This is a genomic window from Roseomonas sp. KE0001 (assembly GCF_016107285.1).
Taxonomy (GTDB): domain Bacteria; phylum Pseudomonadota; class Alphaproteobacteria; order Acetobacterales; family Acetobacteraceae; genus Pseudoroseomonas.
On the sequence record NZ_RCVQ01000001.1, the window covers coordinates 498,094 to 511,531 of the forward strand.

Genomic DNA, 13,438 nt, shown 5'->3' on the forward strand with positions numbered 1-13,438 from the left:
CCGGTGCTTTCTCTGGCGCTTTATCTAGCGGGCGTAGTCGGGTTCCTCGCGGTCGAGGATGCGGCGCCACGCATCGAGGTGCAGCCGGGCGTCCATGCGCTCGCCCCAGGGGCCATGATGATGGCGCCGCAGGCCCTCGGGCAGGCGATGCAGCGGCTGCCCCGTCTGCAGGGCGGTCATCTGATACATGGCGGTACGCTCCGCCATGTAGCATTCGTCGAAGGCATCGGCGACCGTCGGCCCGACCACCGTGACGCCATGGCCGCGCATCACCATGATCGATTTGTCGCCCATCAGGCGGGCGATGCGGTCGCCCTCCTCGTTCACATGCACCGGCTCGTCGCCCTCACGGTCATAGACCATGCGGTCGTTCAGCAGCAGGTTGTTGTGGTGCGACAGGGCGAACTCGGCGTCGCGCAGCAGCGACAGCGCGGTCAGCCAGCGCGGATGCACATGCACGACGCAGGCGGCGGCGGGATTCTGCACATGGATGCGGGCATGGATGTGGAAGGCGACCTTGCGCAACTCGCCGCTGCCGCGCAGCACGCGCCCGTCCAGGTCGCAGACGATGAGGTCGCTCGCCTTCAGCTCCTGGAAGAGGTAGCCGCGCGGATTGATGAGGAAGCGCGGCTCCGCCTCGTCCGGCAGCATCAGGCTGTTGTGGTTGCCGATCTGCTCGTTCCAGCCGAGCCGCGCGGCGACGCGGAACACCGCGGCCATGTCGCAGCGCAGCGCCCATTCGCGCTCCTCCGCCGCGCTGCTGGCCAGGGATTGCACCATCGCGCTCATCCGCCCGCTCCGTTCGCCTCGTGCCGCGGCGCAGCTTGCACCGGTCCCGCCGGGAGACCAAGCACTTTCACCGGCCCGTCGCCGACTTCGCTTCCGGGCAAATCGAAGTTCGCGGCCGGCGGAAGGGCTTTGCGGCGGCGGGGCGGCGAGTAGACTTGCCCTTCGTCTCGTCCTGCCGGAGCGAACCGCATGTCCGCATCTCCCCGCCGCGCCGACCAGCCCCGAGGCCACGGCGCATGACGGCGCCACGCGAGCTGCCGATCACCGGCTATCTCGACCGCTTCTCGCGCCGCCCGGGCGAGACCTTCGCGGTCCAGGTGAGCGTCCCCTCCGGCGAGCCCTACCGCGCGCGCCTGCTGCGCGTCATCAGCGGCGATCCGAACCCCGCCGGGCCCGGCCTCCGCTTCGAGGACCTCTCGGGCCGGTTCAGCGCCGGCTTCCAGGGCCGGCACCAGCCGGTCCGCTCCGGCTCCTGCGCCGTCATCCCGTCCGGGCCGCGCCGCGGGCCCGGGCCGGTGACCTGGACGGTGCTGGTCTGGGCGGCCGTGCTCCCCGACCGGACCGCGGCGCTGATCAGCGAGGCGCAGGGCGATGTCATGGTGACGCTCGGGCTCGGCGCTCAGGGCGCGGTGGCGCGGTTCCGCCAGGGCGCGACGGTGCGCGAGGTCGCGACCGGCGTGCCGCTGGCCGAGCGCGGCTGGTACCGTCTCTGGCTCAGCCTCGATGCCGATGCCGGCTGCTTCGACCTGGGGCAGGTGCCGCTGGCGGAGGTCTCGGGCGGCGTCGCCGCGCTGCGCGGCGCGCTGGAGGGCTTCCAGCCGCCCGGCGGTGGCGGCCCGGTGGTGATCGCCGCCGAGGACGCGGCGGAGCCCTGCGCGCATTTCACCGGCAAACTGGAGGAACCGGCGCTGCTGGCCGGGGCGCGGACAAGCTGGCCCGAGCCGCTGCGGCGGCCGGAGCGGGTGCTGGCGCTGTGGGACTTCGCGCGGGGCATTCCCACCCAGAGCGTCAGCGACATCGGCCCGCAGGCCTGCCATGGGAGCCTGCGGAACGTGCCGACGCGCGCCGTGGTGGGCGCGCGCTGGAGCGGCGACGAGATGTGCTGGCGCCATCGGCCGGAGGACTATGCCGCGATCCATTTCCACGCCGACGACCTGGGCGACTGCGGGTGGCGGACCGACTTCCGCTTCACCGTCCCGCCGGATCTGCGCAGCGGCGCCTACGCCCTGCACCTGAGCTGCGGCGCCGGCGAGGACTGGCTGCCCTTCTACGTGCTGCCGCCGCGCGGCGGGCCGACGGCCGACATCGTCTTCCTGGCCTCCACCTTCACCTACCAGGCCTATGCGAACCACGCGCGCGGCAACGCGGATGCCGCCTACCGGGCGCGGGTGGCGGCGTGGGGCGCCTATCCGCACAATCCGGACGACTATCCGGTCTATGGCCGCTCCACCTACAACCGCCACCCGGACCGCAGCGGCATCGCCTTCTCCTCCCGGCTGCGGCCGATCCTGACCATGCGTCCCGGCTTCCTCACCTTCAACGACGCGCGCGGCTCCGGCCTGCGGCACTATCCGGCGGACACGCATATCCTCGCCTGGCTGGAGGACAAGGGCTTCTCCTTCGACATCGTCACCGACGAGGATCTGCACGAGGAGGGCGCGGCGCTGCTGGCACCCTACCGCCTGGTGATGACCGGCTCGCATCCCGAGTATCACACGGCGCCGACACTCGACGCCCTGGCGGCCTTCACCGCCGGCGGCGGCCGCATGATGTATCTGGGCGGCAACGGCTTCTACTGGCGCATCGCCTGCGTGCCCGAGCTGCCGGGCATGATCGAGCTGCGCCGCGCCGAGGGCGGCATCCGCGCCTGGGCCGCGGAGCCGGGCGAGTACCACCATCAGCTCGACGGCCAGTATGGCGGGCTCTGGCGCCGCAACCGCCGGCCCCCGCAGGCCCTGGCCGGCGTCGGCTTCTCCGCCCAGGGCCTGTTCGAGGGCACGCGCTACCGGCGCCTTCCGGCCAGCCACGCGCCGGAGCATGCCTGGATCTTCGAGGGTGTCGAGGGAGAGACCTTCGGCGATTACGGGCTTTCAGGCGGCGGCGCCGCGGGCTTCGAGCTGGACCGCGCGGATGCCAGCCTGGGCTCGCCGCCCGGCACGGTCGTGCTGGCGCGCTCGGAGGAGCCGCCGTCCTCCTTCGTCACCGTGCCGGAGGAGCTGCTGTCGCATCTGGCGACGGTCAGCGGCGAGACACCGGAGGCGCTGAAACGCGGCGAGATCGCCTGGTTCGAGACGCCGGGCGGCGGCGCGGTCTTCGCCGTGGGCTCGATCACCTTCTGCGGCTCGCTCTGGCGGGAGGGTTTCGAAGGGCCGGTCAGCCGGGTGACGGAAAATGTGGTGCGGCGCTTCTCCGCGTCAGGATGATGATTTGACAGGCAAACGGCATCGTTTGCAGGCCGCTCTTGCTGCGATGCGGCAGGAACTGCTCCAGAATGAGGCTTGACGGCCCCAGCCGCTGATTTGAAGCTTCACGGCGAGGCTTCACATCACAACAAGCGAGCGGGGGATCATGCTGATGCAGCGTTCCATCCTGGCGTCCTGCGGGCTGGCGGCGGCCATCGCTCTGCCGCTTTCTCCGGCCGCGGCGGCGCCCTTCTCCTGCCCCAGCCGGGGCGGCGATCTGGTCTTCGGCCAGGAAGCCAATGTGAACAGCCTGGACCAGATGACGTCCAGCACCATCTCCACCCGCAACATCGCGATGAACATCTACGAATCGCTAGTGACGCGCGACGAGAACAACAAGGTCATCGCCGAGCTGGCCGAGAGCGTCGAGGAGGCGCCGGACCGTCTCAGCTACACCTTCAGGCTGCGCCAGGGCATCGGCTTCCACAACGGCAAGCCGATGACCTCGGCCGATGTCGCCGCCTCCTTCGACCGCTACAAGCGCATCGGACTGCAACGCAGCACGCTCGACAACGTGCAGGGCTGGGAGGCGCCGGACGCCGCCACCTTCGTCATCCGGATGGCGCGCGTGCAGCCGACCTTCTTGGAGGCGCTCTCCTCCTTCAGCGTGCCGATCGTCATCATTCCCGCCGAGCACAAGGACGATCCGCCGCAGCAGCTCCGGCCGGTCGGCACCGGCCCCTTCCGCATCGCGGAATTCGTCCCCGGCAGCCATGCGAAGCTGGTGCGGTATGACGGGTACAAGCCGAACACGGCCTATGAGGAGCGCACCGGCTTCGGCGGCTACAAGGCGGCCTGCCTCGACAGCGTGACCTTCCGCATCGTCACCGAGGCTTCGGCCCGCGTCGCGGGGCTGGAGACGGGCGAGTTGCAGGGGGTGGAGGATGTCCCGACCAAATCCGTCGAGGCGCTGAAGAAGGACAGCAACGTCACCATCCTGCCGCTGGAGAACTGGTGGATCCAGATCGCGCTGCCCAACACCGCGCAGGCGCCGACCAGTGACCTGAACTTCCGCAAGGCGGTGCAGGCGGCGATCGGCGCTGAGGACGTGATGGATGCCGCGACCGACGGCAACTACCGGCTCAACGTCGGCTTCCAGTATCCGAACCAGCCGACCTACACGGACGCCGGCAAGGAGACCTACAACATCAACGACCCCGAGAAGGCCGCGGCGCTGCTGAAGCAGTCCGGCTACAAGGGCGAGCCGATCACCATCCTGACCAATCGCGACTATCCGGCCATGTACAATGCCGCGCTGGTCATGCAGCAGCAACTCCAGGCCGCGGGCATCAACGCGCAGCTCCGCGTGGTGGACTGGCCGACCTCGGTGCAGATGTCGCAGAAGGTCAACAGCACCGAGTGGCACTTCTTCCACAGCGGCTGGGGCACGCAGCCGGCGCTCGGCGCGCTGGCCACGATGCAGTTCCTGGCCTCGCCCGGCGCCAATTACCGCCCGCGCGACGACAAGGGCGACCCGGATGTCGAGGCCGCCTGGCGCGACATGAACGACCTGCCGACCGAGGCCGAGCGCAACGCCGCCTTCGCGCGGATGCAGAAGCTGGTGCTGGAGCGGGCCTATGCCTATCCCTTCGGCTCGCTCACCAAGGTCCAGGCGGTGCGGGCCAACGTGAAGAACTTCAAGCCCTTCCGCATCCCGCGCTTCAGCAACGTCTGGATCGCCAAGTGAGCGGACGCCGCGCCGGGCCGCGCCGGGGCGCCGCGGCATGATCGGCGTCGTGGCGCGGCGGCTGCTCAGCGCGGTGCCGGTGCTCCTCCTGGTCAGCCTCATCACCTTCGGCATGATGCGGCTGATCCCGGGCGATCCGGCCGCCGCCATCGCCGGCCTCTCGGCGACGCCGCAGCAGGTGCAGCAGATCCGCCAGGACCTGGGGCTCGACCAGCCTTTCCTGACGCAGCTGCTCCACTGGTACGGCGGCCTGCTGCAGGGCGATCTGGGCCGCTCGATCCTGCTCGGCCGCGGCGTCTTCGCCTCCGTCATGGAGCGGCTTCCGGTCACGCTCGCGCTCTCCGCCTATGCCCTGGTGCTGACGCTGCTGATCGGCCTGCTGGCGGGCATCCTGGCGGCGCTGAAGCAGAACACGGTGATCGACCAGCTGGCCATGGCCTTCGCCATGATCGGCATCTCGCTGCCGAGCTTCTTCCTCGGCCTGGTCATGATCATCGTCTTCGCGGTGCATCTCGGCTGGCTGCCGACCGGCGGCTACATCCCGCTGACGGAGGACCCCTGGGGCTGGTTCCGCACCTCGACCATGCCGGCCGTCTCGCTGGCGCTGCTGCAGGCGGGGCTGCTCGCCCGCATCACGCGCTCGACCATGCTGGAGGTGATGCGGCAGGACTATATCCGCACGGCGCGCGCCAAGGGGCTGAGCCAGCGCAGCATCATCTTCCGGCACGCGCTGTCCAACGCGATGATCCCGATCACCACCGTCGTCGGCATCATCGTCAGCCTGCTGATCTCGGGCGCCGTGGTGACGGAGGCGATCTTCTCCATCCCCGGCATCGGCCAGCTGCTGACGCAGGCGGTGCTGAACCGGGACTACCCGATGGTGCAGGGCGGGCTGCTGCTGGTCACCGGCTTCCTGGTGCTGGTCAATATCGGCATCGACGTCCTCTATGCCTTCCTGGATCCGAGGGTGCGCTATGAGTGAGACGGGAGCCCTGCCGCTGGAAGTTGATCTCGCCGGGCCGGCGGCGGAGCCGAAGCGCCGCAGCCCGGCCTGGGCCACGCTGCGCCGGCTGTTCCGGCACCGCCTCTTCGTCACCGGCCTGATCCTCTTCGGCATCATCGCGGTGATGGGGGCGCTCGCGCCCTGGATCACCACGGCCAATCCGAACCGGCTGGCGATGCGCAACAAGTTCCTGCCGCCGGGCGGCGACTACATCCTCGGCACCGACAATTTCGGCCGCAGCCTGTGGTCCCGCACCGTCTGGGGGGCGCAGCTCTCCGTCATCATCGGCCTCTCCGTCGTGGCGCTGAACGCAGTCTTTGGCACGCTGATCGGCGCGCTGGCCGGCTATTTCCGCCGCGTCGACAATCTCCTGATGCGCATCAACGACGCGTTGATGGCCTTTCCCGCCATCCTGCTCGCCATCGGCGTCACCGCCATGCTGGGGCCCTCCACCCTCAACGTCATCCTGGCGCTGGGCATCGTCTATATCCCGCGCACGGCGCGCATCGTCCGCGCCTCGGTCATCGTGCTGCGGGAGATGGAGTATGTGCAGGCGGCGGTGGCGGCGGGCGCCGGGCACTGGCGCATCCTGCGGCATCACATCCTGCCGAACGCCATGGCGCCGATGATCGTGCAACTCTCCTTCCTCTTCGCCTATGCCGTGCTCTCGGAGGCGACGCTCTCCTTCCTCGGCCTCGGCGCCGTGCCGCCGACGCCGACCTGGGGCAACATCATGGCCGAGGGGCGGGACTTCATGCGCGACGCGCCCTGGATCATCTGCATCCCCGGCGTGGCGCTGATGATCACCGTGCTCGGTCTCAACATGCTGGGCGACGGGCTGCGCGACGTGCTCGACCCCCGGCTCAGGATCCAGCAATGAGCCTCCTTGAGATCAGCAACCTCACCACCGCCTTCGCCACCGAGCGTGGCGAGGTGACGGCGATCGAGGATGTCTCCTTCTCCCTGGAGGAGGGCGAGATCCTCGGCATCGTCGGCGAGTCCGGCAGCGGCAAGAGCGTCACTGCGCTGACCGTGATGGGGCTGCTGCCGCGCCCGCCGGCGCGCATCGTCTCCGGCTCCGTGCGCTTCGCCGGGCAGGAGCTGACCGGCCTGTCGGAGCGGCAGATGCAGAAGGTGCGCGGCCCCGGCATCGCGATGATCTTCCAGGAGCCGATGACCTCGCTGAACCCGGTCTTCCGCATCGGCGAGCAGATCATGGAGACGATCCGCGCGCATGAGCGCCTCTCGCCCTGGGCGCTCCGCGACCGCGCGCTGAGGATGCTGGAGAAGGTCGGCATCCCCTCCGCCGCGCGGCGGATGGACGACTATCCGCATCAGCTCTCGGGCGGGCAGCGGCAGCGCGTGATGATCGCCATGGCGCTGGCCTGCAACCCGAAGCTGCTGATCGCTGACGAGCCGACGACGGCGCTCGACGTGACCATCCAGGCCCAGATCCTCGACCTGCTGATGGATCTGCGCGACGAGTTCGGCATGGCCATCATGATCATCACGCACAACATGGGCGTGGTGGCGGAGACCGCGGACCGGGTCATGGTGATGTATGCCGGCCGCATCGTCGAGCAGTCGCCGGTGACGACGCTCTTCGACCGGCCGCTGCATCCCTATACGCGCGGCCTGCTCGACTGCGTGCCCTCGCTGGAGCAGGACAGGCCCCGGCTGGTCGCGATCCCCGGCAGCCTGCCCGAGCCGGCGCGGCGCCCGAGCGGATGCCGCTTCCGCCCGCGCTGCGGCCATGCGGTGGCCGCCTGCGCCGAGGCCATCCCGCCGCTCGCCGATTATGCGCCCTCGCACCGCGCCGCCTGTATCCGGGTGCCGGAGATCGCCGCCCCATGAGCCTCGCCACCCACCCCTCCGCGGCGACGCGGCCGCTGGTCGAGGCCGCCGGACTGTCCAAGCACTTCCCCCTCAGTGGCGGCTGGCTCGGCCGGCCGACCGGCCTGCTGCGCGCCGTGGACGAGGTCTCGCTCCGCATCATGCCAGGCGAGACCCTGGGCCTGGTCGGCGAGTCCGGCTGCGGCAAGTCCACCCTCGGCCGGCTGCTGATCCGGCTGATGGAGCCCTCCGACGGCCAGGTTCTCTTCGACGGCGCGGATATCAGCGGCCTGCCGCCGCGCGTGCTGCGCGAGAAGCGCCGCTCCATGCAGATCGTCTTCCAGGACCCCTATGGCGCGCTGAACCCGCGCATGACGGTGGAGGACATCGTCATGGAGCCGCTTCTGATCCACGGCGCGAAGGCCGATGCGGCGGCGCGGGCGCGGGTGGGGGAGATGCTGGAGAAGGTCGGCCTGCCGGCCCGCGCGGCGCTGCGCTACCCGCACGAGTTCTCCGGCGGGCAGCGGCAGCGCGTCGGCATCGCCCGCGCCCTGGTGCTGAACCCGAGCTTCATCGTCTGCGACGAGGCGGTCTCGGCGCTGGATGTCTCGGTGCAGGCGCAGATCGTCAATCTGCTGCAGGACCTGCAGCGCGAGATGGGGCTGACCTACCTGTTCATCGCGCATGACCTCTCGGTGGTGCGGCATATCTCGGACCGGGTGGCGGTGATGTACCTCGGCCGCGTCGTCGAACTGGCGCCGAAGGCCGCGATCTATGACACGCCGCTGCATCCCTATACCCAGGCGCTGATCGCCGCCGTGCCGACGCCGCATCCGGCCGGCCGCGCCGCCCGCCGGGCCGGGCGGGCGAAGGTCTCCGGGGACCTGCCGAGCCCGATCAACCCGCCGCCCGGCTGCCGCTTCCACACGCGATGCCCGCACGTCATGGCGGTCTGCCGGCAGGTGTCGCCGCCGCTGGCCGAGATCCGGCCGGGGCATTTCGCCGCCTGCCACCTGCACGCACCGACGCACTGACCTCCCGGGGGAAGCATGTCCGAGACCAGAAAGAGTCGCGTTCTCTGCGATGTGGACTTCGACCGCGACGGGAGGCAGACCGGATTCCTGCGCCTGTTCCACTCCTCGCACGTCTCCGCCTATGGCTTCCTGCCCATCCCGATCGTGGTGCTCCGCAACGGCGAGGGGCCGACGGCGCTCTTCGTCTCGGGCAATCACGGCGACGAGTACGAGGGGCAGCTGGCGCTCTGCGGGCTGGCGCAGTCGCTCGATCCGGAGCGGATCCGCGGCCGCGTCATCATCCTGCCGACGGCGAACTATCCGGCGGCGCTGGCCGGCAACCGCGTCTCGCCGGTGGACAACCTCAACCTCAACCGCATCTTCCCCGGCGATCCCGATGGCAGCGTCACCGAGCAGATCGCCTACTTCATCAGCAGCGAGTTGATCCCGCGCGCCGATCTGGTCTGCGATCTGCACTCCGGCGGCTCCTCGCTGCTCTACACGCCCTGCTCCCTGACCAACCACGTCGCCGATCCGGACCTCTTCCGCCGCCAGATCGCCGCGCTCCGGGCCTTCGGCGCGCCGCTCGGCTATGTGCAGGGAAGGGCGCAGGGGCAGGGCGGCAACCTCACCCTGGGCGGTGTCGCCGAGCGGCGCGGCATCGTCACCCTGGGCACCGAGCTGGGCGGCGCCGGCGCCGTCTCGGCCGAGGGCCTGGCCATCGCCCGGCGCGGCGTGCGCAACCTCCTGGTCCATCTCGGCATCCTGCCGGAGACGGAGCGCGAGCCGGCGGAGGAGACGCGGATCTACGGCCTCGGCGGGCAGGACCATTTCGTCTATGCGCCGGAAGGCGGTGTCTTCGAGCCGCTGGCGGAGCCGGGCGAGACGGTGCGGGCCGGCCAGCCGGCGGCGCGCATCCACACGCCCGAGACGCCCTGGGCGCCGCCGGCCGAGGCGGTCTTCGCGCGCGACGGCTTCGTGCTCTGCAAGCGGCAGCCCGGCCGGACCCTGCGCGGCGACTGCCTCTATGTGCTGGGCGGCGCGTTCACGCCATCCGGTTGAACAGCCTGGCCCGTCGGCTACGCAACGATCGTCAACTCCCTGCAACATTGCGGACACGGTACCGTCGCAGCTCTCGGCTAAGGGCTTCCCGCACGCAACGTTCCTGCTCCCCACGGACTCGCCGCGCGGGGGAAGGGGCCAGCTGAAGGGAAGCCGGCCATGGCACCGATCCCCGCCCCGCGCCGCTACCGCGCGATCTTCCTCTCCGACACGCATCTCGGCATGCGGGGCTGCCGCGCCGACCTGCTGCTGGACTTCCTGCGGCAGGTGGAGTGCGAGCAGCTCTACCTGGTGGGCGATATCGTCGATGGATGGCGCCTGCGCCGCTCCTGGTACTGGGACCCGGTGCATGACCAGGTGATCCGCCGCATCCTGGCCATGGCGCGGAGCGGCACCCGCGTCACCTATATCCCCGGCAATCATGACGAGGTCTTCCGCGACTGGGCCGGGCCGGAATTCGTCATCGCCGGCGTCTCGCTGGTGCGCGAGGCGGTGCACGAGGCGGCCGATGGCCGGCGCTTCCTCGTCATGCACGGCGACGAGTTCGACAGCGTGGTGCGCTACGCGACCCTGCTCGCGCATCTGGGCGACTGGGCCTACGACGCCGCGCTGCGCCTGAACCGCTGGTTCAACGCGGTGCGCCGGCGCCTCGGCTATCCCTACTGGTCGCTGTCGCAATGGCTGAAGCTTCAGGTGAAGGAAGCGGTCAAGGCGATCGATCGGTTCGAGGAGGCACTGGCCGAGGAGGCGCGGCGGCGCGACCTGGACGGCGTCATCTGCGGCCATATCCACCATGCCGAGATGCGGCAGGTGCACGGCGTCACCTACATGAACGATGGCGACTGGGTGGAGAGCTGCACCGCGCTCGCCGAGCATGCGGACGGGCGCTTCGAGCTGATCGACTGGGCCGCCGAACAGCGGCGGCGCCATGCCGCCCCCGTCGTCTCCCCCGTCGCCGCCCCCGTCGCCCTGATCCCGCCGGCGCCCCATCCCCAGGCCTCCCTGCCGGTGGCCGAGGGCTGAGATGCGCCTGCTGATCGTCTCGGATGCCTGGACGCCGCAGGTGAACGGCGTCGTGCGGACGCTCGGCATGGTCAGCGAGGCGCTGCGGCGGCAGGGGGACGTGGTCGAGGTGATCGGCCCGGATCGCTTTCCCAGCTGGCCCGCGCCGGGCGATCCCGCCATCCGGCTGGCGCTGCTGCCGCGCCGCCGCCTGGCCGGCCTGGCGCGCGCGTTCCGGCCGGATGCGGTGCATATCGCGACGGAGGGGCCGCTGGGCTGGGCCATGCGCGCCCTCTGCCGCCGTTGGGGCTGGTCCTTCACCACCGCCTTCCACACCCGCTTCCCGGACTACCTGCGGGCGCGCTTCGGCTTGTCGCCGCGTCTGTCCTGGCCCCTGCTGCGCCGTTTCCATGCCCCCGCCGCGACCACGATGGTGGCGACCGAGGCCTTGCGCCGCGAGCTGAAGACGCAGGGCTTCCGCCATCTCAGCCACTGGTCGCGCGGGGTGGACACCGCGCTGTTCCGCCCCGGCGCGCGGGACGCCTTCCCCGACCTGCCGCGCCCGATCTTCCTCTGCGCCGGCCGGCTGGCCGCGGAGAAGGGGGTGCGCGACTTCCTCGGCCTGGATCTGCCGGGCAGCAAGCTCGTCGTGGGGGACGGGCCGGAGCGCGCGGCGCTGGAGCAGGGCTTCCCACGGGCGCGCTTCACCGGCTTCCTGCACCGCGAGGCGCTGGCGGCGGCCTATGCCGCGGCCGATGTGCTGGTCTTTCCCTCCCGCACCGACACCTTCGGCCTGGTGCTGCTCGAGGCGCTGGCCTGCGGCACGCCGGTGGCCGCGCTGCCGCAACCCGGCCCGCTCGCCATCCTGCAGGGTGCCGATGGCGTGGTCGGCGCCGTGGCTGAGGATCTGCGCAGCGCCTGCCTGGCGGCGCTGGGCGCCGACCGCGAGGCCTGCCGGCGCCGGGCGGAGGATTTCTCCTGGTCCGCCAGCGCCCGCCAGTTCCGCGCCCAGCTCGCGCCGTTTCAGGCCGGCGCGTAGCGCCAGACGCTGGCCGGGGGAAAGTTCCTCGGCGTCCAGGCCTCCCGCCGCGCCGACAGGCCGAGCTTGCGCCAGGGCAGCGGCGAGGTGATGCAATAGGTATAGAGCAGGAAGCCGCGCCCCGGCGCCACCGCCTCGACGCTTTCCAGGAAGCGGCGCTGCCGTTCCAGCGGCAGCAGCACCAGGGGAATGCCGCAGATCACCGTCCCGATGCGGCCCCGCGCGGCCTCCGGCAGGGCGCCGCGCCGGTCGAAGGCGTCGCCCTCGATCACCGGCACGCCGGGAAGGGTGGCGCGCAGATGCGTGGCCATGGCGGGAACGATCTCGACCGGCAGCAGCCGGTCGGCCGGCAGGCCCTGCTCCAGCAGGGTCCGGGAGAGCACGCCGGTGCCGGCGCCCAGCTCCACCACATACTCCCCCGGCGCCCAGCGGGTCAGCGCCGCGATGCGCCGGCACAGGCTGGGCGAGGACGGCACCACCGACCCCATCTGCAACGGATTGGCCAGCCAGCGGCGCAGGAAGAGACCGGCCCCGGCCGCGCGGGGCGGCGCTCCGGTGCTCTGGCGGTCCGGCGATCCCGTCGTGGTGGAGAGGGGCAGGGCATCGGTCATCGGCACGTTCCTGTGACAGGCCGAGGTCCGCTTAGCCGCCGATCCGGGACAGTAGAATGGCAGGGGAATGACGATCCGGCGAAGGCGCCGGCCAGGCTCAGCGATTTGGCCAGAGGCCCGGGGTGGCAAATTCGATGAGGTGCCCGTCCGGGTCGCGCAGGAAGATGCTGTGCCCGCCGCGCGGCCAGGACACCCGGCCCTCGATGGCGATGTCCCGGCCGGTCAGCCAGTCCTCCCAGCTCCGCAGCGCCTCGCCGGGGACCTGGAAGGCGATGTGCTGCCGGCCCTCGGCATCATGGCCCGGAATGGTACCGCCCGGCGTCCTGGCCGGCTCCGCGCTTCCGCCCCGCAGGAAGAGGAGCAACACGCCGGAGCCGATCCCCAGGGCGCAGAAGATCGGGCTGGCCAACAGCGGTTGCAGACCGATGACGCTCTCGTAGAAACGCCGCGCCGCCGCCATGTCTCGCACGTAGAGCGCCGTCTCCAGCAGCCGCCCGGGGGGCAGGGGGCGGGCCGCCTTCGTCTCCGCGTCCGACTGATCGCTTCGCATGGCTGACCTGTCTCCCTCGGCTCCCCTGGCCCGGCGCGCCGCCGCCGTCCGGAATGCAACCCCGCCGCCCGGGTCGGGTTGCTGGTCCAGGGACCCGGCTCCGGCCGGGCCCGGACAACAGGATGAGGAGATACGCCATGTCGGGATCCAAGCCTTCCGGCGTCGAGCGGCCCTCGCCGCCGCCCGGTGACGGGAAGCGCCCCTCCCAGGGCAAGGCGGCCGAGGAGTCGCTGGAGGAGGCCCTGGAAGATACCTTCCCGGCGAGCGATCCGCCGGCCCAGTCCAGCCCGGGCCATTCGGTCGGCTGGGACGCGCCGGAGGGCGACGGGAAGGAGGAGGACGGCAAGGCGAAGACGGGCTGATCCGCCACGCCTCACGCCTCGCCGG

General features: G+C 71.0%; 13 protein-coding genes. 10 read left to right on the forward strand and 3 right to left on the reverse strand.

Annotated features, from left to right (window positions below; all coding sequences use genetic code 11):
* Positions 1–24: 24 nt before the first annotated feature.
* Positions 25–789: a class II aldolase/adducin family protein gene (locus D9598_RS02305; RefSeq protein WP_198364770.1), complete on the reverse strand. Its 765-nt coding sequence runs from the start codon at positions 787–789 to the stop codon at positions 25–27.
* Between the two features lie 236 nt (positions 790–1,025).
* Here D9598_RS02305 and D9598_RS02310 point away from each other — a divergent pair, with 236 nt between their 5' ends.
* The 9 genes from D9598_RS02310 to D9598_RS02350 all read left to right on the forward strand — a co-directional run bounded on the left by D9598_RS02310 (position 1,026) and on the right by D9598_RS02350 (position 11,890).
* On the forward strand, positions 1,026–3,212 hold the full coding sequence (locus D9598_RS02310) for a N,N-dimethylformamidase beta subunit family domain-containing protein (RefSeq protein WP_198364771.1): 2,187 nt from the start codon (positions 1,026–1,028) through the stop codon (positions 3,210–3,212).
* Positions 3,213–3,363: 151 nt separating this feature from the next.
* Complete coding sequence (locus D9598_RS02315) at positions 3,364–4,938, forward strand: ABC transporter substrate-binding protein (RefSeq protein WP_198364772.1); 1,575 nt, start codon at positions 3,364–3,366, stop codon at positions 4,936–4,938.
* 37 nt (positions 4,939–4,975) lie between these two features.
* Positions 4,976–5,920: an ABC transporter permease gene (locus tag D9598_RS02320; protein ID WP_198364773.1), complete on the forward strand. Its 945-nt coding sequence runs from the start codon at positions 4,976–4,978 to the stop codon at positions 5,918–5,920.
* On the forward strand, positions 5,913–6,821 hold the full coding sequence (locus tag D9598_RS02325) for an ABC transporter permease (RefSeq protein ID WP_198364774.1): 909 nt from the start codon (positions 5,913–5,915) through the stop codon (positions 6,819–6,821). Before D9598_RS02320 ends, D9598_RS02325 begins: the two co-directional genes overlap by 8 nt.
* Entirely contained in the window at positions 6,818–7,795 is a 978-nt protein-coding gene (locus D9598_RS02330) for an ABC transporter ATP-binding protein (RefSeq protein WP_198364775.1), read from the forward strand. Before D9598_RS02325 ends, D9598_RS02330 begins: the two co-directional genes overlap by 4 nt.
* Positions 7,792–8,808: an ABC transporter ATP-binding protein gene (locus D9598_RS02335; protein WP_198364776.1), complete on the forward strand. Its 1,017-nt coding sequence runs from the start codon at positions 7,792–7,794 to the stop codon at positions 8,806–8,808. The genes D9598_RS02330 and D9598_RS02335 overlap by 4 nt, the downstream gene beginning before the upstream one ends.
* Before the next feature lie 15 nt (positions 8,809–8,823).
* A complete protein-coding gene (locus tag D9598_RS02340) occupies positions 8,824–9,849 on the forward strand; it encodes a succinylglutamate desuccinylase/aspartoacylase family protein (protein ID WP_198364777.1) in 1,026 nt (341 codons plus the stop codon).
* A 159-nt stretch (positions 9,850–10,008) separates the two neighbouring features.
* Positions 10,009–10,872, forward strand: coding sequence for a UDP-2,3-diacylglucosamine diphosphatase (locus D9598_RS02345; RefSeq protein ID WP_198364778.1), 864 nt, complete (start codon positions 10,009–10,011; stop codon positions 10,870–10,872).
* 1 nt (position 10,873) lies between these two features.
* Positions 10,874–11,890 carry a glycosyltransferase family 1 protein gene (locus tag D9598_RS02350; RefSeq protein ID WP_198364779.1) on the forward strand — a complete coding sequence of 339 codons (1,017 nt, stop codon included), beginning with the start codon at positions 10,874–10,876 and terminating at the stop codon, positions 11,888–11,890.
* On the opposite strand, the gene D9598_RS02355 is transcribed toward D9598_RS02350, so the two are convergent.
* Positions 11,875–12,501 (reverse strand): class I SAM-dependent methyltransferase, encoded by a 627-nt coding sequence (locus tag D9598_RS02355; protein WP_198364780.1) that lies wholly within the window; start codon positions 12,499–12,501, stop codon positions 11,875–11,877. The genes D9598_RS02350 and D9598_RS02355 overlap by 16 nt on opposite strands.
* Positions 12,502–12,598: 97 nt before the next feature.
* Entirely contained in the window at positions 12,599–13,051 is a 453-nt protein-coding gene (locus D9598_RS02360) for a VOC family protein (RefSeq protein ID WP_198364781.1), read from the reverse strand.
* A 137-nt stretch (positions 13,052–13,188) separates the two neighbouring features.
* Between D9598_RS02360 and D9598_RS02365 the strand changes: the two genes are divergently transcribed.
* Positions 13,189–13,413 (forward strand): hypothetical protein, encoded by a 225-nt coding sequence (locus D9598_RS02365; RefSeq protein WP_198364782.1) that lies wholly within the window; start codon positions 13,189–13,191, stop codon positions 13,411–13,413.
* The last annotated feature ends 25 nt before the right edge of the window (positions 13,414–13,438 follow it).

Coding starts and splice junctions, on each gene's coding strand:
- D9598_RS02305 (WP_198364770.1), bottom strand. CDS start 789: ATGAGCGCGATGGTGCAATCCCTGGCCAGCAGCGCGGCGGAGGAGCGC.
- D9598_RS02310 (WP_198364771.1), top strand. CDS start 1,026: ATGACGGCGCCACGCGAGCTGCCGATCACCGGCTATCTCGACCGCTTC.
- D9598_RS02315 (WP_198364772.1), top strand. CDS start 3,364: ATGCAGCGTTCCATCCTGGCGTCCTGCGGGCTGGCGGCGGCCATCGCT.
- D9598_RS02320 (WP_198364773.1), top strand. CDS start 4,976: ATGATCGGCGTCGTGGCGCGGCGGCTGCTCAGCGCGGTGCCGGTGCTC.
- D9598_RS02325 (WP_198364774.1), top strand. CDS start 5,913: ATGAGTGAGACGGGAGCCCTGCCGCTGGAAGTTGATCTCGCCGGGCCG.
- D9598_RS02330 (WP_198364775.1), top strand. CDS start 6,818: ATGAGCCTCCTTGAGATCAGCAACCTCACCACCGCCTTCGCCACCGAG.
- D9598_RS02335 (WP_198364776.1), top strand. CDS start 7,792: ATGAGCCTCGCCACCCACCCCTCCGCGGCGACGCGGCCGCTGGTCGAG.
- D9598_RS02340 (WP_198364777.1), top strand. CDS start 8,824: ATGTCCGAGACCAGAAAGAGTCGCGTTCTCTGCGATGTGGACTTCGAC.
- D9598_RS02345 (WP_198364778.1), top strand. CDS start 10,009: ATGGCACCGATCCCCGCCCCGCGCCGCTACCGCGCGATCTTCCTCTCC.
- D9598_RS02350 (WP_198364779.1), top strand. CDS start 10,874: ATGCGCCTGCTGATCGTCTCGGATGCCTGGACGCCGCAGGTGAACGGC.
- D9598_RS02355 (WP_198364780.1), bottom strand. CDS start 12,501: ATGACCGATGCCCTGCCCCTCTCCACCACGACGGGATCGCCGGACCGC.
- D9598_RS02360 (WP_198364781.1), bottom strand. CDS start 13,051: ATGCGAAGCGATCAGTCGGACGCGGAGACGAAGGCGGCCCGCCCCCTG.
- D9598_RS02365 (WP_198364782.1), top strand. CDS start 13,189: ATGTCGGGATCCAAGCCTTCCGGCGTCGAGCGGCCCTCGCCGCCGCCC.